Annotated in this window: 25 protein-coding genes and 1 pseudogene; 15 read left to right on the forward strand and 11 right to left on the reverse strand. The window is 58.4% G+C overall.

Translation table 11 applies throughout. The annotated features are described in order from the left end of the window. Window positions 1–77: 77 nt before the first annotated feature. Window positions 78–1,421: a glucarate dehydratase gene (gene gudD / locus ACMXYH_RS10280; protein WP_415767014.1), complete on the reverse strand. Its 1,344-nt coding sequence runs from the start codon at window positions 1,419–1,421 to the stop codon at window positions 78–80. A 24-nt stretch (window positions 1,422–1,445) separates the two neighbouring features. Beyond that, a complete protein-coding gene (locus tag ACMXYH_RS10285; protein ID WP_129437050.1) occupies window positions 1,446–2,792 on the reverse strand; it encodes an MFS transporter in 1,347 nt (448 codons plus the stop codon). 281 nt (window positions 2,793–3,073) lie between these two features. On the opposite strand from ACMXYH_RS10285, the gene ACMXYH_RS10290 reads away from it, so the two are divergent. Both ACMXYH_RS10290 and ACMXYH_RS10295 read left to right on the forward strand, forming a co-directional pair. Next, entirely contained in the window at window positions 3,074–3,787 is a 714-nt protein-coding gene (locus ACMXYH_RS10290; protein WP_415767015.1) for a FadR/GntR family transcriptional regulator, read from the forward strand. 92 nt (window positions 3,788–3,879) lie between these two features. Beyond that, on the forward strand, window positions 3,880–4,110 hold the full coding sequence (locus ACMXYH_RS10295; protein WP_415767016.1) for a hypothetical protein: 231 nt from the start codon (window positions 3,880–3,882) through the stop codon (window positions 4,108–4,110). Window positions 4,111–4,609: 499 nt separating this feature from the next. Here the strand turns inward: ACMXYH_RS10295 and ACMXYH_RS10300 are convergent, their stop codons facing one another. Together ACMXYH_RS10300 and yegQ are read right to left on the reverse strand one after the other, a co-directional pair. After that, complete coding sequence (locus ACMXYH_RS10300) at window positions 4,610–5,416, reverse strand: hypothetical protein (protein WP_415767017.1); 807 nt, start codon at window positions 5,414–5,416, stop codon at window positions 4,610–4,612. Window positions 5,417–5,668: 252 nt separating this feature from the next. Then, window positions 5,669–6,994, reverse strand: coding sequence for a tRNA 5-hydroxyuridine modification protein YegQ (gene yegQ / locus ACMXYH_RS10305; protein WP_415767018.1), 1,326 nt, complete (start codon window positions 6,992–6,994; stop codon window positions 5,669–5,671). 163 nt (window positions 6,995–7,157) lie between these two features. On the opposite strand from yegQ, the gene ACMXYH_RS10310 reads away from it, so the two are divergent. Beyond that, complete coding sequence (locus tag ACMXYH_RS10310) at window positions 7,158–8,219, forward strand: AI-2E family transporter (protein ID WP_129437045.1); 1,062 nt, start codon at window positions 7,158–7,160, stop codon at window positions 8,217–8,219. On the opposite strand, the gene ACMXYH_RS10315 is transcribed toward ACMXYH_RS10310, so the two are convergent. From ACMXYH_RS10315 to ACMXYH_RS10325, 3 genes are all read right to left on the reverse strand, one after another. Then, window positions 8,216–8,398, reverse strand: coding sequence for a hypothetical protein (locus ACMXYH_RS10315; RefSeq protein WP_415767019.1), 183 nt, complete (start codon window positions 8,396–8,398; stop codon window positions 8,216–8,218). The genes ACMXYH_RS10310 and ACMXYH_RS10315 overlap by 4 nt on opposite strands. Before the next feature lie 100 nt (window positions 8,399–8,498). Further along, window positions 8,499–8,693, reverse strand: a complete 195-nt coding sequence (locus ACMXYH_RS10320) for a hypothetical protein (protein WP_003179723.1) — start codon at window positions 8,691–8,693, stop codon at window positions 8,499–8,501. A gap of 234 nt (window positions 8,694–8,927) precedes the next feature. After that, entirely contained in the window at window positions 8,928–9,299 is a 372-nt protein-coding gene (locus ACMXYH_RS10325) for a hypothetical protein (RefSeq protein WP_046054168.1), read from the reverse strand. Between the two features lie 245 nt (window positions 9,300–9,544). Between ACMXYH_RS10325 and ACMXYH_RS10330 the strand changes: the two genes are divergently transcribed. Beyond that, on the forward strand, window positions 9,545–10,399 hold the full coding sequence (locus tag ACMXYH_RS10330; RefSeq protein ID WP_415767020.1) for a shikimate 5-dehydrogenase: 855 nt from the start codon (window positions 9,545–9,547) through the stop codon (window positions 10,397–10,399). Between the two features lie 8 nt (window positions 10,400–10,407). Then, window positions 10,408–10,926, forward strand: a complete 519-nt coding sequence (locus ACMXYH_RS10335) for a cupin domain-containing protein (protein ID WP_129437041.1) — start codon at window positions 10,408–10,410, stop codon at window positions 10,924–10,926. 212 nt (window positions 10,927–11,138) lie between these two features. Here the strand turns inward: ACMXYH_RS10335 and ACMXYH_RS10340 are convergent, their stop codons facing one another. Further along, window positions 11,139–11,786, reverse strand: coding sequence for a YceH family protein (locus ACMXYH_RS10340; RefSeq protein WP_415767021.1), 648 nt, complete (start codon window positions 11,784–11,786; stop codon window positions 11,139–11,141). 307 nt (window positions 11,787–12,093) lie between these two features. On the opposite strand from ACMXYH_RS10340, the gene ACMXYH_RS10345 reads away from it, so the two are divergent. The 6 genes from ACMXYH_RS10345 to ACMXYH_RS10370 all read left to right on the forward strand — a co-directional run bounded on the left by ACMXYH_RS10345 (window position 12,094) and on the right by ACMXYH_RS10370 (window position 17,258). Then, a complete protein-coding gene (locus ACMXYH_RS10345; protein ID WP_415767022.1) occupies window positions 12,094–13,071 on the forward strand; it encodes an NAD-dependent epimerase in 978 nt (325 codons plus the stop codon). A 48-nt stretch (window positions 13,072–13,119) separates the two neighbouring features. Beyond that, window positions 13,120–13,860 carry a glycosyltransferase family 2 protein gene (locus tag ACMXYH_RS10350; RefSeq protein WP_415767023.1) on the forward strand — a complete coding sequence of 247 codons (741 nt, stop codon included), beginning with the start codon at window positions 13,120–13,122 and terminating at the stop codon, window positions 13,858–13,860. Beyond that, on the forward strand, window positions 13,857–14,135 hold the full coding sequence (locus tag ACMXYH_RS10355; protein ID WP_008148397.1) for a lipid-A-disaccharide synthase N-terminal domain-containing protein: 279 nt from the start codon (window positions 13,857–13,859) through the stop codon (window positions 14,133–14,135). The genes ACMXYH_RS10350 and ACMXYH_RS10355 overlap by 4 nt, the downstream gene beginning before the upstream one ends. 3 nt (window positions 14,136–14,138) lie before the next feature. Next, window positions 14,139–15,659 (forward strand): ArnT family glycosyltransferase, encoded by a 1,521-nt coding sequence (locus ACMXYH_RS10360; RefSeq protein WP_129437037.1) that lies wholly within the window; start codon window positions 14,139–14,141, stop codon window positions 15,657–15,659. Then, on the forward strand, window positions 15,656–16,594 hold the full coding sequence (locus tag ACMXYH_RS10365) for an SdiA-regulated domain-containing protein (RefSeq protein ID WP_415767024.1): 939 nt from the start codon (window positions 15,656–15,658) through the stop codon (window positions 16,592–16,594). The genes ACMXYH_RS10360 and ACMXYH_RS10365 overlap by 4 nt, the downstream gene beginning before the upstream one ends. A 154-nt stretch (window positions 16,595–16,748) precedes the next feature. Next, window positions 16,749–17,258: a DUF1993 domain-containing protein gene (locus tag ACMXYH_RS10370; RefSeq protein ID WP_008148402.1), complete on the forward strand. Its 510-nt coding sequence runs from the start codon at window positions 16,749–16,751 to the stop codon at window positions 17,256–17,258. Between the two features lie 163 nt (window positions 17,259–17,421). On the opposite strand, the gene sstT is transcribed toward ACMXYH_RS10370, so the two are convergent. Next, complete coding sequence (gene sstT / locus ACMXYH_RS10375; protein WP_415767025.1) at window positions 17,422–18,654, reverse strand: serine/threonine transporter SstT; 1,233 nt, start codon at window positions 18,652–18,654, stop codon at window positions 17,422–17,424. A gap of 280 nt (window positions 18,655–18,934) precedes the next feature. Between sstT and ACMXYH_RS10380 the strand changes: the two genes are divergently transcribed. Beyond that, window positions 18,935–20,089, forward strand: a complete 1,155-nt coding sequence (locus tag ACMXYH_RS10380) for an MFS transporter (protein ID WP_415767026.1) — start codon at window positions 18,935–18,937, stop codon at window positions 20,087–20,089. A gap of 4 nt (window positions 20,090–20,093) precedes the next feature. Here ACMXYH_RS10380 and nhaR read toward each other — a convergent pair whose 3' ends face one another. After that, window positions 20,094–20,993: a transcriptional activator NhaR gene (nhaR, locus tag ACMXYH_RS10385; protein ID WP_033057311.1), complete on the reverse strand. Its 900-nt coding sequence runs from the start codon at window positions 20,991–20,993 to the stop codon at window positions 20,094–20,096. A 246-nt stretch (window positions 20,994–21,239) separates the two neighbouring features. Here nhaR and ACMXYH_RS10390 point away from each other — a divergent pair, with 246 nt between their 5' ends. Continuing rightward, the gene (locus tag ACMXYH_RS10390; protein ID WP_008148410.1) at window positions 21,240–21,482 is read left to right on the forward strand and encodes a hypothetical protein; all 243 of its coding nucleotides are present in this window, start codon (window positions 21,240–21,242) and stop codon (window positions 21,480–21,482) included. A gap of 28 nt (window positions 21,483–21,510) precedes the next feature. Beyond that, complete coding sequence (locus tag ACMXYH_RS10395; RefSeq protein ID WP_129437033.1) at window positions 21,511–22,260, forward strand: TerC family protein; 750 nt, start codon at window positions 21,511–21,513, stop codon at window positions 22,258–22,260. Between the two features lie 79 nt (window positions 22,261–22,339). Here ACMXYH_RS10395 and ACMXYH_RS10400 read toward each other — a convergent pair whose 3' ends face one another. After that, window positions 22,340–22,516, reverse strand: coding sequence for a hypothetical protein (locus tag ACMXYH_RS10400; RefSeq protein WP_415767027.1), 177 nt, complete (start codon window positions 22,514–22,516; stop codon window positions 22,340–22,342). 167 nt (window positions 22,517–22,683) lie between these two features. Here ACMXYH_RS10400 and ACMXYH_RS10405 point away from each other — a divergent pair. Continuing rightward, window positions 22,684–23,413: pseudogene (locus tag ACMXYH_RS10405) on the forward strand (peptidase C39 family protein). Window positions 23,414–23,480: the final 67 nt, after the last annotated feature.

Below are 23,480 nucleotides of genomic sequence, written 5' to 3' on the forward strand. Positions count from 1 at the left end.
GCTCCGAGCGTTTTTTAAACCCGGCCGCCCATAGGCGGGTCGGGCTGATAGTTAACAGGCCAGGCGCGACCGCGGACTCAGCGCACCAGACACGGCCGCTTGTTATCGAATTTCCATCCCGGAATCAGAAACTGCATCGCCACGCTGTCATCCCGGGCGCCCAGTCCCATGCCTTTATACAGCTCATGGGCCCTGGCCAACTGATCCATGTCCAGTTCGACGCCCAGCCCGGGTTTCTTCGGCACTTGTACGCAGCCGCCGACGATTTGCAGCGGCGCTTTGGTCAGGCGCTGGCCGTCCTGCCAGATCCAATGCGTGTCGATGGCGGTGATTTCACCCGGCGCGGCGGCCGCGACGTGGGTGAACATGGCCAGGGAAATATCGAAGTGGTTGTTGGAATGCGAACCCCAGGTCAGGCCCCACTCATGGCACATCTGCGCCACGCGGACCGAACCCTGCATGGTCCAGAAGTGCGGGTCGGCCAGGGGAATGTCCACTGATTGCAACTGGATCGCGTGGCCCATTTCCCGCCAGTCGGTGGCGATCATGTTGGTGGCGGTTTTCAAACCCGTGGCGCGACGGAATTCAGCCATGACTTCACGTCCGGAATAACCGTTTTCCGCGCCGCACGGATCTTCGGCGTAAGCCAGGACGTGATGCTGATCCCGGCACAGGCGAATGGCTTCTTTCAGTGACCACGCGCCATTCGGATCGAGGGTGATGCGCGCATCGGGGAAGCGTTCGGCCAGGGCGGTAACGGCTTCGATTTCGTCATCGCCACTGAGCACGCCGCCCTTGAGTTTGAAGTCCTTGAAACCGTAGCGCGAGTGAGCCGCTTCGGCCAGACGCACCACGGCATCGGCGGTCATGGCTTTTTCGTGACGCACGCGGAACCAGTCGTTGTCGGCGTCCGGCTCGCTGCGGTAGGCCAGGTCGGTTTCGTTGCGATCACCGACGTAAAACAGGTAACCGAGCATCTTCACTTCATCGCGCTGCTGACCTTCACCGAGCAAGGCCGCGACCGGCACGTCCAGGTGCTGGCCGAGCAGATCGAGCAGGGCAGCTTCAAGGCCGGTGACGGCGTGGATGGTGATGCGCAAATCGAACGTTTGTAACCCGCGACCGCCGGCATCGCGATCGGCGAAGGTCTGGCGCACTTGATTGAGGATCTTCTGGTAGGTGCCGATCGGGCTGCCGACCACCAGGCTGCGCGCATCTTCCAGGGTCTGGCGAATGCGCTCGCCGCCCGGTACTTCACCGACGCCGGTGTGACCGGCGTTGTCCTTGAGGATCACGATGTTGCGGGTGAAAAACGGCCCGTGGGCGCCGCTCAGGTTGAGCAACATGCCGTCGTGGCCGGCCACCGGAACAACCTGCATGCTGGTGATGATCGGGGCTTTGGCGGTTTCTTGTGTGTTCATTGTTATGTCCTTCAAAACAGATGTTCAGGCGAGGTTGGGCGCTTGTTTGGCCGATGCAATGGCAGGTGCGGATTTCGGTTTATTACGTGCGGCGAAGACGATGATCGCGGCAATGATCGAGGTCGCGGCCAGGCCGTACAGCCCGCCCTGAATCGAGCCGGTTCGTTCTTCCAGCAGGCCGAACGTCGTCGGCGCGACGAAGCCACCGAGGTTGCCCACCGAGTTGATCAGCGCGATCACGCCGGCAGCGATCCGCGCATCCAGATAGGCCTGTGGAATCGGCCAGAACAGCGACGACGCCGATTTGAAACCCAACGCAGCAAAGCAGATCGCAACGAAGGCGAAGATCGGCCCGCCGGTGGTGGACATGAACATCCCGGCCGCCGCGATCAGCAGGGCCGCGGCGACCCACGCTTGTTGATGCTTCCATTTGGCCGACAGCGAAGCGAAGGCGTACATGCCGACGATCGACAGCAACCATGGAATCGAGTTGAACAACCCGACCTGAATATCGCTCAGGTCGCCCATCTTTTTGATGATGCTCGGCAGCCAGAAGGTCGCGGCGTAGATGGTCAATTGGATGAAGAAGTAGATCAGGCAAAACAGGATGATCTGGCGATCCTTGAGCAGCGTGCCCAGTGACGGTTTGATCGGCGTCGCGGCTTCGCGGGCCAGTTGTTCGTCGTCGATGGCCTTGACCAGCGCGTCCTGTTCTTCACGGCTTAGCCATTTGGCGTCGTGGGGTTTGGAGTCCAGCCAGAACCAGACGAACACGCACAGCCCGACCGAGAACATCCCTTCAATGAAGTACATCCACTGCCAGCCGTGCATCCCGAAACCGCTGATTTGCAGCAGTAACCCGGACAGCGGGCCGGAGATCAGCGAAGCAATCGCCGAACCGCTGAGGAAGATGGCAATCGCCTTGCCGCGTTCAACGCCAGGCAACCAACGGGTGAAGTAATAAATCACTCCGGGGAAGAACCCTGCTTCGGCCACGCCCAGCAGAAATCGCAAGATGTAGAAGTGGGTTTCGTTCTGGATGAACGCCATGCAAGCGGCGACCAGGCCCCAGGTCAGCATGATGCGGGTCAGCCAGATTCGCGCGCCGACTTTTTGCAGGAGGATGTTGGAGGGGACTTCAAATAGCGCGTAACCGATGAAGAACAGCCCGGCGCCAAGGCCGTAGGCGGCAGCGCCGATGCCCAGGTCATGTTCCATGTGGGCGCGGACGAAGCCGATGTTCACGCGGTCAATGTAGTTGACGATGAACATGATCACGAACAGCGGCAGAACATGGCGTTTCACTTTCGAGATGGCGGACTTCAGGACCGAATCGGCGCCATCGTTCATCCCGGATATGGATGTATTCACTGCGTTATCTCCCACTGATTATTTTTATGCGGGGTGTGACTGGGTGTCGCGATGTTGATAGACATCATACAACTACGTTTTTTCATCCCGCAAGAGCGGTTGTCCAACAAAATGGCGCTTTGTAGAGTATTTATTATTCTTTTGCGGTGATGCATGACCTTGATGATGGGCTCTAATACCCTGTTTGTTGAGTGTTGTCATACAAGTTGATTGACGTTTTCCTGAGATTCCCGTCGAACGCAGTGCTACGATTCCGGTAGCCCTGCTTTCGGATGATCGCCATGCAAGAAGACCTCGACGCGCCTGCCCGCAAGCGCACCCACAACCTGGCCCATGACCTGGTCGCCAAACTGACCCAGAGCATCTTGCTCGGCCAGATGCTGCCCGGGGACAAGCTGCCGTCCGAGAACACGATTGTTCAGGAGCACGGGGTCAGTCGCACGGTGGTGCGCGAGGCGATCTCGAAGTTGCAGGCGTCAGGTCTCGTGGAAACCCGCCACGGCATCGGCACCTTTGTTATCGAGCGAGCACCGGAGCAGGGGCTGCGGTTGAGCGTCGATACCGCGCTGGGGGTGCGCAGCATTCTGGAGTTGCGCATGGGTCTGGAAACCCAGGCCGCCGCTTTGGCGGCAACCCGTCGCACGGACAATCAATTGGCGCAGATGCGCGAAGCGCTGGACGACTATCAAAGCCTGCTGGCCAACAACGACAGCTGCGTCGAAGCCGACAAACGCTTCCACTTGCTGATCGCCGAAGCCACCGGCAACGTGTGCTTCACCGAAATCATGCAGCACCTGGGCAGCGCCATGATCCCGCGCACCCGCGTCAATGCCGCCGAGCGCGGCGCAGTGGACTTGAGCAAGCTCGGGCAACTGGCCAACCTTGAGCACGAGGCGATTCTCAACGCCATCAAACGCCAGGATCCAGATGCGGCACGGGCGGCCATGTGGCTGCACCTGACCAATAGTCGCGACCGGTTTTCGGCCGATCGCTGACCACCGTTTGTCTACTCGATAGCACCTCATCCGCGGCCCTGCTTCCATCGAGTACGGCCCAGATTTGCTGGACCTCATCAGTGAGGTGCGTCATGGCTAACGATTCGATGTTCCAGGGTGGAACACCCAATACCGACCCAACCCGACCCATGCCCGGCACCGACGAGCCGACCATGGATCACGACGCGCCACCCGGCATGGACCCTTCGTGGGACCCGGCCGAGGCTGACGCAGATCGACCTGAAGACTGGATGGGTCCTGATGCGGCCGAGGACGTGCCTCCTGCAGATGAGCCAACACCGCTGTCCGATGACAGGCGATAAAAAGAACCCGGCCAGTGCGCCTAATGCCGGTCAGTTAAGGGTGGGAACACCGCAACCTCTGTGGGAGCGAGCTTGCTCGCGATAGCGGCAGGTCAGTCAGCATTGATGTTGAATGTTGCGCCGCCATCGCGAGCAAGCTCGCTCCCACAGGTTTTGCACCTTAACTGACCGGCATTAGCCAGTGCGCCGGGTTTTTTGTGGACGTCAGTCGCATTGGCGACTGCCTGGATCAGGCGCTGGTTACTTGAGCAACAACCTGCCTGCGCTCCAGATTCAAGGCGAGCACACTCACCAACACGAGGTTTCTTCGGCGACCGAGTCCAACACCCACCCTTCACCCTCCTAGATGTAGTAAAGCCCCGGCCGAGGCACAACCGTGTATTCGTCGGGCACCTCGCCGAGTGCCGACCACGTCAAGTGCTCCCCTGTGTCCTTGCGGTAGACCGTCCCGCGACAGTCATCCATTTAGACGAGGCAATGCAAATGCAATGTTGCAAGATCAGTCATCGTTCAATGCAGTCAATTCGATGCTTGCCGGCTTGATGTACTGTTTACCGTTGCCAGATTTCGAGATGGTACCGAACACCAACATGTGCGAGCCGTCCAACTCACCAACAGTAATTTTGTGACGGCTCAAAAATGGTTTTACCGACTCAGGATCGATCGCAATACTCACAACCTCCCGATCACCAGTATTTATCCATAAAGAATCGTCATACCCAGTGCCTGTGTCATAGATAACACCCCAAAACCCGTACAGGGTCTGGGATCGGCATTTGCTTACCTCGGAGAAATTTACAAACAGGTCGCGAGCTGGCCATGCGCCTCTCCCCGGTAGTTCGACATAAATATCAGAGGTGCGAAAGGCTGCGGAGTAAATCAAGTTCTTCAGTAAAGGACGCAATCGACGATGCGAAATTGCATTTTGACGAGCGCCGGTTCCAGTAAATCTTCCGCCGCCACTTCCTTCTCCGCCCTTACCACCAGGTTCACCGTTAACAATCGGTCCTCCACCTTGAGCCTCGTCGATGACGATGCGGGTTCCCGGATTGTGCAGAATATCCTGCTCACCACCATTACCAACGCCACGAACAGACTCTGGAGTCGCCAGCGGGCAGTTGGCGTGCGGTCGTGCGCCAAAACATGGGCCTTGACCACTCTTAGCTTCCTTACGGAAATAGGCGGTCGTTTCACATTTGACACAAACGAGATATCGGCGGTACTGAGCGCGCTGTGTGTCGGGGAGTGCAGCAAATTGGGGTCCAGTGTACTCAGTGCTGTTTAAAGTGCAGTAAGCGGTATCCATATCGGAAGCCCTCATAATTTGGATCCAAATGAATACCAGAAACTCAATGCTTTGGCGATGGCTTGGAGCCACCACTATGGTCGTGTTGATTGTATGGGTCTCTATCCCCCTGCAGGCTTCGGGTATGGTCAGTACCTTCTGACCATGATTGATACCTGTAAACCATGTCCCCGGTTTCAAACGTAAAGGATGTACCCGGTTTTTACCTTTCCCGCTCTCCCCGTGGGGAGAGGGCTGGGATGAGGGGTGGATCTAAGGCGCGCTCACATCCCGCATCAACAACCCAAACTGCAAATCCACCGCATCCGGAATCGGCAGATACACCGTATGCCCATCCCCCGGCGCCACCTCGATCGGTTCGCCTTTAACGTTTTGCAGATCATGCAAATCGAATTGGAAGTTGCCCTTGGGCGTCATCAGTTCAAGGTGATCGCCCACACCAAATCGATTCTTCACCTTGATTTCCGCCATCCGGTCACGTCGCTCGCCGGTCAGCTCGCCGACAAACTGCTGCCGCTCCGACACCGAACTGCCGTGCTGGTAGTTCTGGTATTCGTCATGCACATGCCGCCGCAGAAAACCTTCGGTGTAGCCGCGCTGGGCGAGGGATTCCAGATCCGTCATCAGGTTGCGGTCGAACTCGCGACCGGCCACCGCGTCGTCGATCGCCCGACGGTAAACCTGAGTGGTCCGCGCGCAATAAAAGTGGGATTTGGTCCGGCCCTCGATTTTCAGTGAGTGCACGCCCATCTGCGTCAGGCGCTCGACATGCTGCACCGCGCGCAGGTCCTTGGCGTTCATGATGTAAGTGCCGTGCTCGTCTTCGAAGGCCGGCATCAATTCGTCGGGCCGATTGGCTTCCTGCAACAGGAACACCTGATCGGTCGGGGCGCCGATGCCCAGGGTCGGTTCGGGCTGGAAGGTCTGCACGATTTCGCCGAGCTGGTTTTCCGTGGCCTGCTGCGCCGAGTACTTCCAGCGACAGGCATTGGTGCAACTGCCCTGATTGGCGTCGCGCTTGTTCATGTAACCCGACAACAGGCAGCGACCGGAATAGGCCATGCACAAGGCACCGTGGACGAACACTTCCAGTTCCATCGCCGGGACCTGCTCGCGGATTTCGGCGATTTCTTCCAGGGACAGTTCCCGCGACAGGATGATTCGGCTCAAGCCTTGTTGCTGCCAGAACTCGACACTGGCCCAGTTCACCGTGTTGGCCTGTACCGAAAGGTGAATCGGCATCTGCGGATAATGTCGGCGGACCAGCATGATCAGGCCTGGATCGGACATGATCAGCGCGTCCGGCGCCATGGCAATCACCGGCGCCAGGTCTTTGAGGAAGGATTTCAGTTTGGCGTTGTGCGGGGCGATGTTCACCACCACATAGAAGCGCTTGCCTTGAGCCTGGGCCTCGTGGATGCCGAGGGCCAGATTGGCGTGATCGAATTCGTTGTTGCGCACCCGCAGGCTGTAGCGCGGCTGACCGGCGTACACCGCATCGGCGCCGTAGGCGAAGGCATATCGCATGTTTTTCAGGGTGCCGGCGGGGGCGAGCAGTTCTGGAGGCAGGAGAGTCATGGCAGAGTCGGTCACAAAAGCCGCCGAGAGTAAGCGGCTTGCCCGCGGGGTTCATTGATCTGGATCTATGCTTGATGAACAAACGGATGGCACTCGCGCGAACCGTGGCGGACTAAGCATCAGGACGCGACATTGTGTCCTTGCGGACTGACATGGATCGGACATGAACGAAGAGACAGTACAAAACAAATCACTGGTGATCTTGCTAGGGCTGGTCACCGCCGCGTTTATCTGGATTTTGCTGCCGTTTTACGGTGCAGTGTTCTGGGCGGTGATCCTCGGCATCCTCTTCGCGCCCCTGCAGCGACGACTGCAACTGAAGTTCGGCTGGGAGCGCAATCTGACGTCGCTGCTCACCCTGAGCATCTGCCTGGTGATCGCGATTCTGCCGGTGATTGTCCTCAGTATCTTGCTGGTTCAAGAAGGGGCCGCGGTGTACAAGAGCATCGAAAGCGGCGAACTGGACATCGCCGGGTATGTGACGCATTTCAAACACAGCCTGCCGCCGTACTTCCAGCACTTGCTCGATCGGGCCGGGGTTGGCGAGTTGGACGGGCTGCGGGAGAAAATCATCAAGAGTGCAGTGACAGGCAATGAGTTTGTCGCCACGCAGGTTTTCAGTGTCGGTCAGGGCACTTTCGATTTTTTGGTGAGCTTTTTCATCATGCTTTACCTGCTGTTCTTCTTTCTGCGGGACGGCGCCGAACTGGCCCGCAAAGTTCGCGCTGCAGTGCCGCTGCAGGAGCACCAGAAACGTCGTTTGCAACTCAAGTTCAATCGCGTAGTGCGGGCGACGGTGAAGGGCAACCTGGTGGTGGCGATCACGCAGGGTGCATTGGGCGGTTTGATTTTCTGGTTTCTGGATATTCCGAGCGCGCTGCTCTGGGCGGTGCTGATGGCGTTTCTGTCGCTGTTGCCAGCGGTGGGGGCAGGGATCGTCTGGGCGCCGGTGGCGGCGTTTTTCCTGTTCGCCGGAGCGATCTGGCAGGGCGTGGTGCTGGGGCTGTACGGGGTTTTTGTGATCGGCCTGGTGGATAACGTGCTGCGACCGATCCTGGTGGGCAAGGATACAAAGATGCCGGACTATCTGATCCTTATCTCGACCCTTGGCGGTCTGGCGGTCTTCGGCCTCAATGGCTTTGTGATCGGGCCGCTGATCGCTGCGCTGTTTATGTCGAGCTGGGCCATCTTCATTGAAACCAAGCCGCGGGTGCAGCTGCCTTAAGCGCTGATTTGGCCTTGGCCGATGCGTTGCGACAGTGCCTGGGCGGCCGGCAGCGAGGTGAGCGGTCCGCTGATCGGTTCGCCGTCCTGCACCAGGTACCAACAGGCGAGCAATCCTAGCTCTCTGAGCGGTGCGGGGACGGCGCTGCCGATAACGGACATGATCTGAACCTGGGACATAAGTACCTCCATCAATCTATGGAGCTACCTTACGGACCTGACGCCTGAACGGACAATCAACGCTTTCGATAGTCGTCATTGATGCCAATGAGTCATCGGTTCAGTCGACCACCAGGTCCAGCATATGAACCACTTCCTGCTCGTTGAGCAGGCCTTTTCGCACCAGGTTTTCTGCCAGCAGCGAAAGAAACTTGGCGCTGCGATGGCCTTCCAGGTGCTTGAGTTCGGTCAGTGCGTTGTACACCTTGCTGGAAGTGCACAAGCCGACAATGCGGTGCGGGTTTTGCGTGGGCATGAGGTCGTCCTTGTTTTTATCAACCTGTTGTTAACGGACAGATCCAAGATTGCGGACCTGACATGACATAAATATGACCGTTTTCCCCAAGGCGGGGGAAGGATGGCGAGTCAATCTTGCCAACTTGCACCGCAAAGACTGTCCCGACAGCGACCTTGGCGAGATTTATCCAGACCTCTGCCGACGGACGGTCACAAAAAGGCCCCGCTGTTGAGGCGGGGCCTGATGATTCCGTTACCAGCGGCCATAGCCGTGGGGAGGGCCGTAATAACCGCGCGGTGGACCGTAATAACCACGTGGCGGGCCGTAGTAAACCGGCGGCGGGCCGTAATAGACCGGTTGTTGCACGTAGACCGGTGCCGGCTGGTAATAAACCGGTGGCGGGCCGTAGTAAACCGGTTGTGGCTGAGCGTAAACCGGTTGCTGTACATAGACCGGGCGGTTGCTGTTGATGATGGCCGAACCGACGATGGCCGTGCCAACGATCGCGCCAAATACCGCCGGCCCTTCCCAACCGTGACCGCCGTGACCGCCGCCAGCCTCTGCCTGCCCTGCGATAGCAAGAGCACCGATCAGCAAGGCTACTGTGGGGATTTTACGGATCATGATAGTTCCTCGGTTCTTCGCCCCGGCGCTTGAGTCTGCAATAGACCCAAGGATTGTCGCGGGGATACTTCTAAGACAGCGTTTTTTTCAAAATCAGCACAGCCGTTGGGTAAATTTTGTGTAAGGTCTGTACTCGCTTCTTTACGGTTCAGTGGGGCCGCGTGCAGGCACGCCGTTATGATCGATCAGACCCGATGGATTGGCTAATCCCGTCCATCTGAAAGTGCTATTCAAGGAGATTTTTCATGCAGATGAACCCCGACAGAGACACCCAGCTGTGCATGTCGCTTTCCGCACGTCCCGGGAACTTCGGTTTGCGGTTTCACAATCATCTGTATGAGCAACTGGACCTGAATTTTTACTACAAAGCCTTCAGCAGTCAGGATCTGCCAGGCGCCGTTGGTGGCATTCGCGCCTTGGGGATTCGTGGTTGCGGCGTGTCGATGCCGTTCAAGGAGGCCTGCATTGCGCTGGTCGATGAACTGGATCCCTCCGCTGCGGCCATTCAATCGATCAACACCATCGTCAACACTAACGGCCATCTCAAGGCTTACAACACCGACTACATCGCGATCGCCCAGTTGCTTGATACCCACCAGGTGCCGAAGGAGTTGACCTTTGCCCTGCGCGGCAGCGGCGGCATGGCCAAGGCTGTGGCCAGTGCCTTGCGCGATGGTGGCTACAAAAATGGCCTGATCGTAGCCCGCAACGAGCGTGCCGGATGTGCGTTGGCCGAATCGCTGGGCTATCGATGGCAAGTGGAGCTGGGTTCGGAGCGGCCGCAGATGCTGATCAACGTCACACCGATTGGCATGTCCGGCCCCGAGGCCGATCAGCTGGCGTTCGATGTTGAAACCATCGCTGCTGCCGAGATTGTCTTCGATGTAGTGGCAGTCCCCTCGGAAACACCGTTGATTGTGCGCGCTCGTGCTGAAGGCAAGCGAGTGATCACCGGGCTGGAAGTGATCGCGATCCAGGCGCTGGAGCAGTTCGTGCTGTACACCGGCGTGCGGCCGACCGATGAGCAGTTTCACAAAGCCGTGGAATTTGCCCGAAGTGGCGTTGGCTATCCTGGTGCCCAGCAAGCAAACCGTGACTGAGGTGACTCATGCATCCTGCCATTCTTAATCTGGATCAGGCCGAACTTGAACCGCTGCCCGAAGCGTTTGCCCCGACGGGAGACACCGCCGACCGCTATCAGCAACGGCAGGCGCGCATCGGCCAGCAACTTGGCGCGCAGAAGCTGGGTTATCGCCTGTACGTGCTGGAACCGGGGATGCGTGGCAGCCCGTTTCACAGTCATCGGGTCAACGAGGAGATGTTTTACATCGTGGCCGGGGAAGGGGAGGTTCGCTTGGGCGCCGAGCGCTTTCCCGTTCGCGCCGGTGATGTCATTGCCTGCCCGCCGGGCGGTCCTGAAACCGCGCACCAGATCATCAACACCAGCAACGCTGAGCTGCGCTACCTGGCGGTCAGCACCCAACAATCACCCGAAATTTGCGAGTACCCGGATTCCGGCAAGTATGCGGTGATGGACGACTTCAAGGTCGACGCCGAGGGCAATGCCTCGGGCTTCGTCGCCGTCGCCAGGCCGGCCGACGGCGTGGATTATTGGGACGGCGAATAATCACGCCTCCCTCTGTGTAGCAGCTGCCGAGCCTGCGAGACTGCGTTCGGCTCGGTCCGCGCTCGGGCGCAGCAGTCGTTAAATCAAGCGATGCGGTGTTTCAGGAAAACCTTACATGCAGGGTTTACGACTGCTGCGCCCGAGCGCGGACCGAGCCGAACGCAGCCTCGCAAGCTCGACAGCTGCTACATAGACTATATAGACCGCGCTGTTTATTCGAGGCGGGCCAGACGCTCTTCCAGCGCCGCAATTCGCGCCTCAAGCTCTTCGATCCGCTCAACCGATACGCCACCACCCGCGCCACGCTCGGTCGGGTTCTGCCGTGCCGCCAGGATCGTTTCGATGTCCGCCGGGTCCCCCAAGGCGTGCATGTAGCGGTCTTCCCGCTGCCCAGCCTGGCGCGGAATCAGCAGTGCCAGATCGCGAGCAATCAGCCGTTCCAGTTGATGCACCACCTGTTCGGCATCTTCGAAGTCATGCATGCGGCCGCTGCGAGTCAGCAGTTCATTGACCGTTTGTGGGCCGCGCAGGAACAACAGCCCTGTCAAAATCACCTGGGCGGGCGCCAATTCCAGGGCCTTGTCGACCTTATGCTCCCAACGGTCCGCACGGGTGCCCATCACCAGTTTGGTGAAACCACGTCCTTCGAGGGCGCGCAGGCTTTGGCCGACCTGACCCTGGGTAAGGTTCATCACCGGCTCGCGGCTGGTTTTCTGGTTGCAGGCAATCACCAACGCATTGAGGGTCAGCGGATAGGTTTCCGGGCTGGTGGCCTGTTTTTCGATCAACGAGCCCAGTATGCGGATTTCCGTGCTGTTAAGCCGCGGCTCGTCGAACGTTGTTTCTTGCTCAGTACTCATGGTTCTTTATCCTTCCCGGGGGCGATTTTTTCTCCTGCTGGCATGCACTTTAGATTGACGTGTGTCAATGGCAACTGAATTCGTCACGCCTTCTTGGCAATCATCACAAAACCTAAATGAATAATTAACGCTATTTTTACAATCCGACGAGCAACGTATGCATGGCCGAGAACTGGCGGGATTCATTGTGGGCATCTGGCAGTTCTCCCATCGACGATACAAGCCTTATTGACTGGACTATGGAGCAAAGCATGAAGCTGACGTGGGTATTGGCCAAAAACAGTGCGCTGACCGGCGCGTACTCCCTATGACCGTTCTGGTCACTGGCGCTGCCGGTTTCATCGGGTATCACACTGTTAAGCGTTTGTGCCTGGAAGGTCTTGAAGTCATCGGTATCGACAACCTCAACGACTATTACAGCGTTGAGCTTAAACGCGCACGGCTCAACGAGCTTGCGTCCTTGCCAGGCTTTCGTTTTCAGACCCTGGATATCGTCGACAAACCGGCATTGATGGCGTTGTTCAAAGAACATCGTTTTACCGACGTTGTGCACCTGGCGGCCCAGGCGGGTGTTCGCTATTCACTGGACAACCCGGACGTCTACGCGCAATCGAACCTGGTGGGTTTTCTGAATGTGCTGGAAGCGTGCCGTCACTATCGCCCCGAGCACCTGATCTATGCATCAAGCAGCTCGGTGTACGGTACCAACAGCAAAATGCCGTTCAGTGTCGAAGACGCTGTCGATCACCCCATTTCACTGTACGCGGCCAGCAAACGTGCCAATGAGTTGATGGCTCACAGCTACTGTCATTTGTATGGTCTGAAGGCCAGCGGCCTACGCTTTTTTACCGTTTACGGACCTTGGGGGCGCCCCGACATGGCGCTGTTCAAGTTCACCGAAGCGATCCTCAATGGCCTGCCGATCGATATCTATAACCACGGCCAGATGGCGCGCGACTTCACTTACATCGACGACATTGTCGAAAGCATCGCCCGTCTGCGCCCACGGCCGCCGATCCCGGACGGGGAGGGCGACGGCGTTAACCGGATTTTCAACATCGGGCGTGGTATGCCGGTAGCTCTGCTAGAGTTCGTCGATTGTCTGGAATCGGCGCTGGGGATCAAGGCGCAGCGCAACTTTCTACCACTGCAGCCTGGCGATGTGGTCAAGACCTGGGCTGACGTGTCGGCATTGACCCAATGGGTCGACTTCCACCCTCAGGTGACGGTGGAAGCGGGTGTAGCGGAATTTGTGAAATGGTATCGCCACTTTTATCAGCGATGAAATGTTCGCCCTTGATAATAAGAAACCAAGGATTAAAGGGGGGACCCTATGAGTCATGAAATTTTTGTATCTGTACTGATTCCGGCAAAAAACGAAGCGAACAACCTTAAGCCCTTGATTGAAGAAGTGCGCACGGCCTTGGCCGACGAGGCGTACGAAATCATCGTCGTGGACGATGGCAGTACCGATGCCACCTTGCACGAATTGCGGCAGCTCAAAAACAGCGGCCTGAACACGCTACGTATCCTGCGTCATGAGCGTTCGCTTGGGCAAAGTACCTCGCTTTACCATGCGGCAATTGCTGCCAAGGGGCAGTGGCTGGCCACGCTCGATGGCGATGGCCAGAACGATCCTGCGGACATCCCCGGGATGTTGGCCTTGGTGCGTGGTGGACAGGGGATGGTCGGGCTTCAGCTGGTGGCCGGGCACCGGGTCAACCGTCGCGACAACGCGAGCAAGCGCTGGGCTTCACGGTTTGCCAATGGTTTGCGCAGCCGCATGCTCAAGGACCAGACACCGGACACCGGTTGCGGATTGAAACTGATCGAGCGGGCGGCGTTTCTGCGCCTGCCGTACTTCGATCATATGCATCGGTTCATTCCTGCACTGATCCAGCGCCACAACGGCCGAATGATCACCCATCCGGTCAACCACCGTCACCGCACCTCCGGGGTCTCCAAATACGGCAACCTCGACCGTGCCCTGGTGGGCATTCTCGACCTGATCGGCGTCTGGTGGCTGATCCGGCGCACGCGCCTAAACGCCAATGCGCAGGAAATCGAAGGATGAATCTCTCCCGTGAAACCCTGTGGCTGGTGGTCGGCTTCGCCGGCCAGATAGCGTTTACCGGTCGCTTCGTCTTGCAGTGGCTGTACAGCGAATACAAGAAACGCAGCGTGATTCCAGTGAGTTTCTGGTACCTGAGCATCGTCGGTAGCGCCCTGCTGCTCGCTTATGCCATTTACCGGGAGGACCCGGTGTTCATTGCCGGTCAAGCCTTTGGCTCGATCGTCTATCTGCGCAATTTGCAGTTGATTGCCCGCAGCAAACACTTAAAGGACTGAGTCATGCGCAGAACGTTATCACCCCGGGTCGAATGCCTGGGTTTGATGTTACTCGCCCTGGTTTTGATCGGTGCCGGGCTGGGGCTACGTCAGCCGCAGAATGTCGACGAGGAGCGATTCCTTGGCGTTGCGCTCGAGATGTTGCAGCACGGCTCGTGGCTGATTCCGCACCGTGCGGCAGAGATCTACGGCGACAAACCGCCGATTTTCATGTGGACGGTGGCGTTCTTCGCCTGGCTCACCGGTAAACCCGCTATCGCCTTGTATCTGCCGGGTCTTCTATCGGCCGTGACGGTCACCGCAGTGGTCTATGATCTGGCTCGACGGTTATGGCATCAACGTGCCGGTCGGATGGCGGCGCTCTTGTACCTGGCGACTTATCAGACCTATAGCATCCTGCAGACCGGCCAGATCGATAGCTTTTTGATTCTGTTCACCTCCGTGGGTATGTACGGTCTGGCGCGGCACCTGTTGCTCGGGCCGGCCTGGCGCTGGTTTTACCTGGGTTGCGCCGCCATGGGTATTGGTGTGATCACCAAAGGGGTTGGCTTCGTCCCGGCCCTGATGCTGATTCCGTATGCCTACGCGGTGCGCAAAGGTTGGCCCGGTGTGGTGGCCATGCCGGGCGAGGCGCGCAAGTGGCTGCTGGGACTGTTGGTCATGCTGGGCGCCATCGCGATCTGGTTACTGCCCTTGGCCTTGTCCATCGCGATCAATGGCACTGCTGACGAAGTCGCTTATGCGCGAGAAATTCTGCTGCGCCAGACCGCGGGACGCTATGCCGCTGCCTGGGACCATCGCGAGCCGTTCTGGTATTTCTTCGTTCACGTGATCCCGCAATATTGGCTGCCGCTGGTACTCGCGTTGCCGTGGTTGGTGCCCGCTTGGCGCCGGCAACTGCACAAGCGCGACGGCCGAGTGCTGGTGCTGCTGGGCTGGGTCGTGCTGGTGGTACTGTTTTTCTGTATCAGCAGCGGCAAGCGCAAGTTGTACATCTACCCGGCGCTGCCTGGGCTGGTGCTGGTGGCTGCACCGCTGATTCCCTGGTTGCTCAAGCGCTGGTTCAGTCAGCGTCCGCGTGGTCGGCGAGTATTCCAGGCACTGGTCGTGACCTGGTTTGCGCTTTGGATTGCCCGCGGTTTCATCGAGCCGATCAAGGACGGTCCCAACCCTCATGAGGCGATCATGGCGCAGGCGGCGACCATGACTCAAGGCGCCGACCTGGTGTTGGTCAATTGGCGCGAGGGCCATTGGCTGTTCGCACGACAACCGATCGTGCACTTCGGGATGGTCGGCTCCACCGTCGAGCAGGCGGCACTGTGGCTGCGCGAACACCCTCAGGCATACGCCTTGGTCCCCGACGAGCTGTTGAGCCAGTGTTTCAATCCCCAGGCCGCGCATGAGTTGGGCGAAACCTCCCGTGCACACTGGTCGATCGTCGGCGCCGATGCCGATAACGGCCAATGCCGTCCGGGACAACCCGTCAATGTCTATCGATTTACCTGGGACCAGAAAAAAACATGAGTAAAACATGGAAGGCTGGAGTTCTGCTGATCGCCGCGCTGGTCGGCATTAGCGTGGTTTCCGTTCATTTTGGCTGGCACGGGCAGTTGTACGCGCACTGGCATAACAGCTGGTATGGCAATCAGGCGCCAGACAAAAATATCTGGCTGCCAGACTACAAGGTCGCGATCGACGGCAAACCGATCCCGGGCATCACCGATATCTCCGGTATCGCCTATGACCCTGAGCACGACCGCTTGTTGGGTATCACCAATGGTGTGCCTATGGAAATTCTGGCGCTGACCCGTGACGGCGATTTGCTCGAACGCTACCCCTTGATCGGTTTCCAGGACACCGAAGGCATCGCTTACATGGGCAAAGGGCGGGTGGTCATCGTTGATGAACGGTTGCAGCGGCTGCACATTTTTACCCTGCCGGACACCCCTGGCCCCATCCGTGCAGAGCAAACCCAATCTCTCGCCATTGAGATCAATCTGAGCGAGCATAACAAGGGGTTTGAAGGTGTGACCTATGACCCGGCCAATGACCGCATCTTCGCCATCAAGGAGCGTGATCCGCGGCAACTGTACTCAGTCACCGGCATGCTCGGCTCCATTGGCAACCAAATGCAGATCCGTATCAAGGACTTGACGACCTGGGTCGACCGCAGCGTTTTCAGCAAAGACCTTTCCGAGGGTTACTACGATCCTCGGACCGGCCACTTACTGTTGCTGAGCGAACAGTCCAGCAACCTGACCGAACTGGACCAGCAGGGTAACTTCGTCAGTATTCTCTCCCTGCGCGCCTTGGCGGGGGACCTCAAACATACGCTGCCGCAAGCCGAAGGCATGACCATGGACAGCGCAGGCGAGCTTTACATCGTGAGCGAGCCCAATCTGTTTTACCGGTTCACTCAATCGAAGGCTGGTCTGTCGGCGAGTGCAGAAAAACACTGACGAAGTTGAAGTTTTCATGCCGGCAAGGGGCTAACGTGCGCAGATCGTTCAGAGGTGCGCTGCGTTTCCCCACCGGATAAAAGACCCGCCGCAGGGGGACCGCGCATGGCTATAATCGCCCCACGTTTCCCTCCTGTCACAACACGAGATTGCCATGACTATTTCCCTGTACGCCGCTTCCGTCCCGGTTTTCAAACAAATGCTCAACGCCCTGAGCGACGTTTTGAACAAGGCCGAAGCCCACGCCACTGCCAAGAACATCGATCCAAACGCTTTCCTGCAAGCCCGTCTGTACCCGGACATGTTCCCGCTGGTCCGTCAGGTGCAGATCGCCGTTGATTTCGCCAAGGGCGTTTCCGCGCGTCTGGCCGAAGTTGAACTGCCGAAATACGACGACACCGAAACCACCTTCGCCGAACTGCAAGCGCTGATCGCCAAAGTGCTGGCCTTCATCGGCGAGATCAAACCGGAACAGATCGACGGCAAGGAAGGCATCGAAATCATCACCCGTCAGGGCACGCCGAAAGAGAAGCGCTTCACTGGCCAGGCTTACCTGCTGAGCTACGGTCTGCCGCAATTCTTCTTCCACGTCACCACCACCTACGCACTGCTGCGTCACAACGGTGTGGAAGTGGGCAAGCGCGATTACATGGGCGCGTTCTAAACCTCCCAGCGTAAAAAAGCCCGCCAAGGTTCGCGCCTTGGCGGGCTTTTTTTTGGTGAATCAAAAGATCGCAGCCTCGTTTCACTCGACAGCTCCTACATTGAGATGCGTACCGCCTGTAGGAGCTGTCGAGTGAAACGAGGCTGCGATCTTTTGATCTTTGTTAAGCCAATCGCTGGGCTTTCTCGTCTTCACCCAGGCAAGCGGCGGCCGTAAACAGTACGTCGGTGGAGGAGTTCAGCGCGGTTTCCGCCGAGTCCTGCAGCACACCGATGATGAACCCGACGGCCACCACCTGCATGGCGATTTCACTGGGGATGCCAAACAGGCTGCACGCCAGTGGAATCAACAGCAACGAACCGCCCGCCACGCCCGAAGCGCCACAGGCACAGATCGCCGCGACGATGCTCAGCAGGATGGCGGTCGGAATGTCCACGGCGATGCCCAGCGTATGCACGGCGGCCAGGGTCGGCACGGTAATGGTGATCGCCGCGCCGGCCATGTTGATGGTCGCGCCGAGCGGGATCGAGACCGAGTAGGTGTCTTCGTGCAGGCCCAGGCGCTTGCTCAGTTCCAGATTGACTGGAATGTTCGCCGCCGAACTGCGGGTGAAAAATGCGGTGATGCCGCTTTCCCGCAGGCACATCAGCACCAACGGATAAGGGTTGCGACGCAGTTTCCAGAACACGATGACCGGATTCATCACCAGCGCCACGAACAACATGCAGCCCAGCAGCACTGCCAGCAGATGCACGTAGCCGATCAAGGCACCGAAACCGGAGGTGGCGAGGGTCGAAGCCACCAGGCCGAAGATCCCCAGCGGCGCGAAACGGATCACCAAGCGCACGATCAGGGTCACGCCGTTGGACAAGTCGCCGAGCACCTCGCGAGTGGTGTCACCGGCATGGCGAATGGCAACGCCCATCCCAATCGCCCACGCCAGAATGCCGATGAAGTTGGCATTCATCAGCGCACTGACCGGGTTGTCGACCACGCTCAACAGCAGGCTTTGCAGCACTTCACTGATACCGCCCGGCGCGGTGACCGCAACGTCGTGAGTCGCCAATACCAGGCTCGAGGGGAACAACGTACTGGCGACAACGGCCACCACCGCCGCCGCAAACGTTCCCAGCAGATACAGAAACAGGATCGGCCGGATGTGGGTTTCCTGGCCGTGCTTATGGTTGGCAATCGAGGCCATGACCAGCACGAACACCAGAATCGGCGCGACAGCTTTCAGCGCCGATACGAAGACTTTGCCGATAAACGAGGTGGACTTCGCTACCTCCGGTGCGAACAGGGCCAGGGCAATCCCGGCGATCAGGCCGATGATGATTTGTGTGACCAGGCTTAAGCGTTTCAGGCGTAACCATAGAGAAGGGGATGGAGCGGTCATAAAACGGCATCTCTGATTTTTTTAGGTGCGGGGGTATCGCGACATCAATGCCAATCAATGGCCGATGAACAGGGTGTACGTATCGCAGGGCGCGGACTTTATCACAGCGTGGCCTTTATCCTTCAGACCTGTGACGATCTGCCGCCCGTGGGCCAACGAGATCGGCAGGTTCGTGCAACCCTGATCGGAAACACTCTGTTAAGATTCGCCATCCTCATTTTCAAGTCATGCCAGTGGGCCTTCGGGCTATCGCTGGTGTCGTCGTTTTCTGGAGTTCTGCATGCTGTTGCCCATCCTTCTGTTGTCTGCCGCCGGTTTCACGGTGCTGACCACGGAATTCATCATCGTCGGCCTGTTGCCGGCGATCGCTCGAGACCTTGAAGTCACCATCCCCCAAGCGGGTTTGCTGGTGACCTTGTTCGCCTTCACGGTCGCCGCATTCGGACCGTTCCTGACCGCGTATTTCGCCCGGTTCGAGCGCCGCAAATTGTTCATCTCGGTGCTGATCATGTTCGGCCTGGCCAACACCCTCGCGGCGTTTGCGCCGAACATCTGGGTGATGTCCGTCGCCCGATTGATCCCTGCGTTGGGGCTGCCGGTGTTCTGGGCGCTGGCCAGTGAGACGGCGGTAGACATCGTCGGGCCGGATTACGCTGGCCGCGCCATCGCCAAGATCGGATTCGGGATTGTCTGCGCCACGGTGTTCGGCATTCCGGTGGGTACACTGATCTCCGATGCGTTCGGTTGGCGCAGTGCCTTCGGCATTCTGGCGGTGATCGCGTTTGCCAAGGCATTGCTGCTGTTTATCTACCTGCCGAAAACCAATCTGCATCAGCATCAAGTGAGCTTCAGTTCGCAATTCAAAATTTTGCGCAGCCCGCTGATGGTGGGGCATGTGCTGCTGTCGATCCTGGTGTTTAGCGGCATGTTTACCGCTTACACCTATCTGGCGGACATTCTTGAGCGACTGGCCGGTTTCAGCGGCACGCTGGTCGGCTGGTGCCTGATGGGCTTCGGCGCGGTCGGCTTGATCGGCAACTCATTGGGCGGCCGCGCGGTGGATCGTCATCCGTTGATCGCCTCGATGATGTTCTGCGCGTTCATGATCGCCGGCCTGGTGGCATTGGTGCCGAACATTCATTCGCCGCTGGGTCTGGCAGCGGCGATGGGGATTTGGGGCGTGACTCAGGCGGCGTTGTTCCTGGTCAGCCATGTGCGATTGATGAAGGCTGCACCCGAAGCGCCGGCGTTCGCGGCATCGCTGAACATTGCCGGGGCTAACCTCGGGATCGGCCTGGGCGCCATGATCGGCGGTAGGGTCATCGACGGTGTAGGCCTGCAAGGTCTTGGTTTCGCGGCGGCCACTTTTATCCTCGCCTCGATCCTCCTGGCCATCGCGCTGATGACCTTCAAGCCCCGCGAAGTCTGCGCCTGACACCTCACATCTCGGTGAACAGCTCGCGTCGGGCACCTTCGGTAATGGCGACAATGCCGGGGTGCTTGACCTTGCGTTCCACCGAAATGGCGTAGAACGACTCGGTCACCGCGTCGGTCTGGCCAATCAACTCCACACCGTATTGGCGTTTCACCTCGTCGGCAATCACGCTCGGGCCGATGAAGATCCCGCTACCGGATTGGCCGAAAGCCTGCATCAAGGCGCTGTCGTCGAACTCGCCGACGATGCGCGGCTGGATCTGCTGCTCGGCAAACCAGCGCTGCAAGCGACTGCGCACCACGGTCTCCGGCCCTGGAATCAGCAGCGGTGCGCCGTGCAGGCTGCGGGGGAAATCCTGACCGTATTGCGCCGCCAGTTCAGCAGTGGCGAAGAAGCTGATCCCGCATTCCCCGAGTTTCTGGCTGTAGCCCTTGATGTCCAGGTGCGAGGGCATCGGGCTGTCGGAGATCACCAGGTCGAGACGCTGGATCGCCAGATCGGCGAGCAAACGTTCGAGTTTGTCTTCGCGACAGGTGATGCGCAGCGGCTCGCTCAATTCCATGGTCGGCGCAATCAGCCGATAGACGATGGATTTGGGCACCACGTCGGCCACACCAACCCTAAACAGAATCTGCTGTTCGTTGGGCTGAGCTCGCAGCATCAGCTCCAGTTCGCCGCCCAGCTGAAACATTTGCTCGGCGTAGGGCAGGGTCTGACGGCCGGCTTCAGTGAGTTCCAGTTGTCGGCCAACTCGGCGAAACAGCTCAATGCCATAGGTTTGTTCGAGCAGGGAAATCTGCCCGCTGATGGTCTGCGGCGTCAGGTTCAGCTGCTCGCAGGCGCGCACGATGCTGCCGGTCTTGGCCACCACCCAGAAGTAATGAAGCTGTCGGTAATTCAACATGATGTTTATGACCTGGAGCTGCCGTAAGCTGCGATCTTTTGATCTTGTTTGTAAAAGCGAAGATCAAAAGATCGCAGCCTGCGGCAGCTCCTACGTAAAGCGATCGGCGTACGCAGATCTGGATTCGTAAAAACCGAAGTATAACCGCTATAAATACGAATTTTCCTGAAGTGTTTGACTCCCTAGAATGCCCCGCTATCGACGGGCGGCCTTTTCGGCCCTGTCTGTTCTATCGAGGAAAGCATCATGAAGCTTAAAACCACGGCACTGTTGATCACGTCTTTACTGGTATTGGCCGGTTGTGACCAGGCCGAAAAAAGCGCTCAGCAACTGATGGGCAAGGCTGCCGAAACCGCCAAACAAGCGATCGACGACACCCACAAAGCCGCAGAGCAGGCAATCAGTGACGCCACTGGCGGGCTGATCAGCAAGAAAGAACAGCCGGCCAAAGAAACGGACAAAACCGAATCTTCGTCCCAGGAAATCTAAACCGTCTTAAAAGAGTCAGGACTGACCCATGGAATACCTTTTAGAACTTGCTGCAAGCCCCACCGCCTGGGTTGCCCTGGCTACGTTGATCGTCATGGAAATCGTACTCGGCATCGATAACCTGATCTTCATTTCGATCCTGACCAATAAACTGCCCGAGCAGCACCGGCAGAAGGCGCGGCGCATCGGTATCGGCATGGCGCTGATCCTGCGACTGGCGCTGCTGAGCACCATCGCGTTCATCGTCCAGTTGACTGAGCCTGTGATCGATATCTTCGGCCAGACGTTCTCCTGGAAGGACATGATCCTGATTGCCGGCGGCCTGTTCCTGTTGTGGAAGGCGACCACCGAGATCCATCACAGCATGGACCCTGCACCGGATGATCCGACGTCGGCCACCTCGACCGTGACCTTGGGCTTTGCCGCCGCGATCGGTCAGATCCTGCTGCTGGACATGGTGTTCTCCATCGACAGCATCATTACCGCTGTCGGCATGACTGAGCATTTGCCGATCATGATCATCGCGGTGGTGGTGTCGGTACTGGTGATGTTGCTGGCGGCTGATCCTCTGGCCAAGTTCATCAACGACAACCCGACGGTGGTGATGCTGGCGCTGGGCTTCCTGATCATGATCGGCATGACGCTGATCGCCGAAGGCTTCGGCGCCCATGTACCGAAAGGCTATGTGTATGCGGCCATGGCGTTCTCGGCGACGATCGAAGGTTTGAACATGATGTCGCGCCGGGCAAAGCAGAAGCGTTTAGTCGCTGAAGCTTAATCTGCATTAAACGAAACGGCCGCCTGTGCTCGAAAGAGCCCAGGCGGCCGTTTTTGTTTGCGCTACACAATGGTGTCGTTCAGTGCGCGGTAACGTGATGTGCATCGGTTGCATCGGTTGTATCGGTTTGCGCTACCGGCACCGACTGAGCCGGATGATGGTGCCGGCGGGTAATTCGCAGGACTCCCCATAACATGGCGGCGGCAACGGCCAGCCAGCCAGAAATCAACATCACAATGGTCATTGTCAGGCTCATCAGTGCCTCCTCTTCGCCCTGCTGCAGGCACACACTCTTTGCACATGACAGTCTAGTCGCTGCTGTGTTTCAGGCTATTGACCAAAGGTCGGCTGTCACCAATCAGTTCGCTCTATCGAATGCCATCATCTGCCGGTTAAGGCTATACCGCTGCCGCGCGGCGTCCTATGATCGACGGCCAAGCCGGGAGCGTGAACGCCTGGCGTCTAAATCAAGAGAGTGATGATGGTGCGGGTATTTTCTCGAATTCGATCTTTAGTGCTGGTCGTTGGCTGCGTTGCAGGTCTGGCTGGCTGCGCGGGGAGTGTGGCGCCTGAAATCAAGCGCCTGCCGGAGCGAGTCGAGCTCAGTGGCACGTTTTACCGTGGCGTGGCGAATCAGAGTGGGCCGCAAGTGCTGGCCAGCATGTTGTCCCAGCAACGCATTGTGATTACGCCAGGTTTGCTCGAAAAACCGTTGCACTTGCCGGGTGCCGAAGCCCAGTTGCAGCAGAACATGCAGAACCTCGCTCGCGAGTACGGCATGGTCGTCTATCCCCTCGACAGCAATCTGCCTGCACTGTTGACCCAGGTTGCGGCCGGTTACCCGGTAATGGTGCGTTTCACGGAAGGCTCGGCGTTCTGGGCTGAACCGCGTTACGCCATTCTTGCCGGGTACAACCGTCAGAAACAGACAGTGCTGCTGCGCTCGGGCATGAATCGTCGGGAATTGATGGGCTTCGGTTCGTTTGAATCGGCGCTCAAGGATGCCGGTGGCTGGGCCGTGCTGATTCAGAAGCCGAATCAACTGCCGGCCAATGTCGATCAACAGCGATGGCTCAAGGCCGCGAGCGACCTTGCCCAGGCAGGTCAGGAGCAGGCGGCCGCCAGGGCGAAGAAAGCGCTGAACGCGCAATAAGTCCGTTCGTCATCTTTCAGGCACCCCTGCACTTTGCCGACCTCTAAGCAAGTAGGGCCCGGATTTC

It is taken from the genome of Pseudomonas frigoris, from assembly GCF_047758635.1.
GTDB classification, from domain to species: Bacteria; Pseudomonadota; Gammaproteobacteria; order Pseudomonadales; family Pseudomonadaceae; genus Aquipseudomonas; species Aquipseudomonas frigoris.

Bases quoted from the DNA above. Each gene is read 5' to 3' on its own strand.
- gudD (WP_415767014.1), bottom strand. From the start codon at position 1,421: ATGAACACACAAGAAACCGCCAAAGCCCCGATCATCACCAGCATGCAG.
- ACMXYH_RS10290 (WP_415767015.1), top strand. From the start codon at position 3,074: ATGCAAGAAGACCTCGACGCGCCTGCCCGCAAGCGCACCCACAACCTG.
- ACMXYH_RS10295 (WP_415767016.1), top strand. From the start codon at position 3,880: ATGGCTAACGATTCGATGTTCCAGGGTGGAACACCCAATACCGACCCA.
- ACMXYH_RS10300 (WP_415767017.1), bottom strand. From the start codon at position 5,416: ATGGATACCGCTTACTGCACTTTAAACAGCACTGAGTACACTGGACCC.
- yegQ (WP_415767018.1), bottom strand. From the start codon at position 6,994: ATGACTCTCCTGCCTCCAGAACTGCTCGCCCCCGCCGGCACCCTGAAA.
- ACMXYH_RS10310 (WP_129437045.1), top strand. From the start codon at position 7,158: ATGAACGAAGAGACAGTACAAAACAAATCACTGGTGATCTTGCTAGGG.
- ACMXYH_RS10315 (WP_415767019.1), bottom strand. From the start codon at position 8,398: ATGTCCCAGGTTCAGATCATGTCCGTTATCGGCAGCGCCGTCCCCGCA.
- ACMXYH_RS10320 (WP_003179723.1), bottom strand. From the start codon at position 8,693: ATGCCCACGCAAAACCCGCACCGCATTGTCGGCTTGTGCACTTCCAGC.
- ACMXYH_RS10325 (WP_046054168.1), bottom strand. From the start codon at position 9,299: ATGATCCGTAAAATCCCCACAGTAGCCTTGCTGATCGGTGCTCTTGCT.
- ACMXYH_RS10330 (WP_415767020.1), top strand. From the start codon at position 9,545: ATGCAGATGAACCCCGACAGAGACACCCAGCTGTGCATGTCGCTTTCC.
- ACMXYH_RS10335 (WP_129437041.1), top strand. From the start codon at position 10,408: ATGCATCCTGCCATTCTTAATCTGGATCAGGCCGAACTTGAACCGCTG.
- ACMXYH_RS10340 (WP_415767021.1), bottom strand. From the start codon at position 11,786: ATGAGTACTGAGCAAGAAACAACGTTCGACGAGCCGCGGCTTAACAGC.
- ACMXYH_RS10345 (WP_415767022.1), top strand. From the start codon at position 12,094: ATGACCGTTCTGGTCACTGGCGCTGCCGGTTTCATCGGGTATCACACT.
- ACMXYH_RS10350 (WP_415767023.1), top strand. From the start codon at position 13,120: ATGAGTCATGAAATTTTTGTATCTGTACTGATTCCGGCAAAAAACGAA.
- ACMXYH_RS10355 (WP_008148397.1), top strand. From the start codon at position 13,857: ATGAATCTCTCCCGTGAAACCCTGTGGCTGGTGGTCGGCTTCGCCGGC.
- ACMXYH_RS10360 (WP_129437037.1), top strand. From the start codon at position 14,139: ATGCGCAGAACGTTATCACCCCGGGTCGAATGCCTGGGTTTGATGTTA.
- ACMXYH_RS10365 (WP_415767024.1), top strand. From the start codon at position 15,656: ATGAGTAAAACATGGAAGGCTGGAGTTCTGCTGATCGCCGCGCTGGTC.
- ACMXYH_RS10370 (WP_008148402.1), top strand. From the start codon at position 16,749: ATGACTATTTCCCTGTACGCCGCTTCCGTCCCGGTTTTCAAACAAATG.
- sstT (WP_415767025.1), bottom strand. From the start codon at position 18,654: ATGACCGCTCCATCCCCTTCTCTATGGTTACGCCTGAAACGCTTAAGC.
- ACMXYH_RS10380 (WP_415767026.1), top strand. From the start codon at position 18,935: ATGCTGTTGCCCATCCTTCTGTTGTCTGCCGCCGGTTTCACGGTGCTG.
- nhaR (WP_033057311.1), bottom strand. From the start codon at position 20,993: ATGTTGAATTACCGACAGCTTCATTACTTCTGGGTGGTGGCCAAGACC.
- ACMXYH_RS10390 (WP_008148410.1), top strand. From the start codon at position 21,240: ATGAAGCTTAAAACCACGGCACTGTTGATCACGTCTTTACTGGTATTG.
- ACMXYH_RS10395 (WP_129437033.1), top strand. From the start codon at position 21,511: ATGGAATACCTTTTAGAACTTGCTGCAAGCCCCACCGCCTGGGTTGCC.
- ACMXYH_RS10400 (WP_415767027.1), bottom strand. From the start codon at position 22,516: ATGAGCCTGACAATGACCATTGTGATGTTGATTTCTGGCTGGCTGGCC.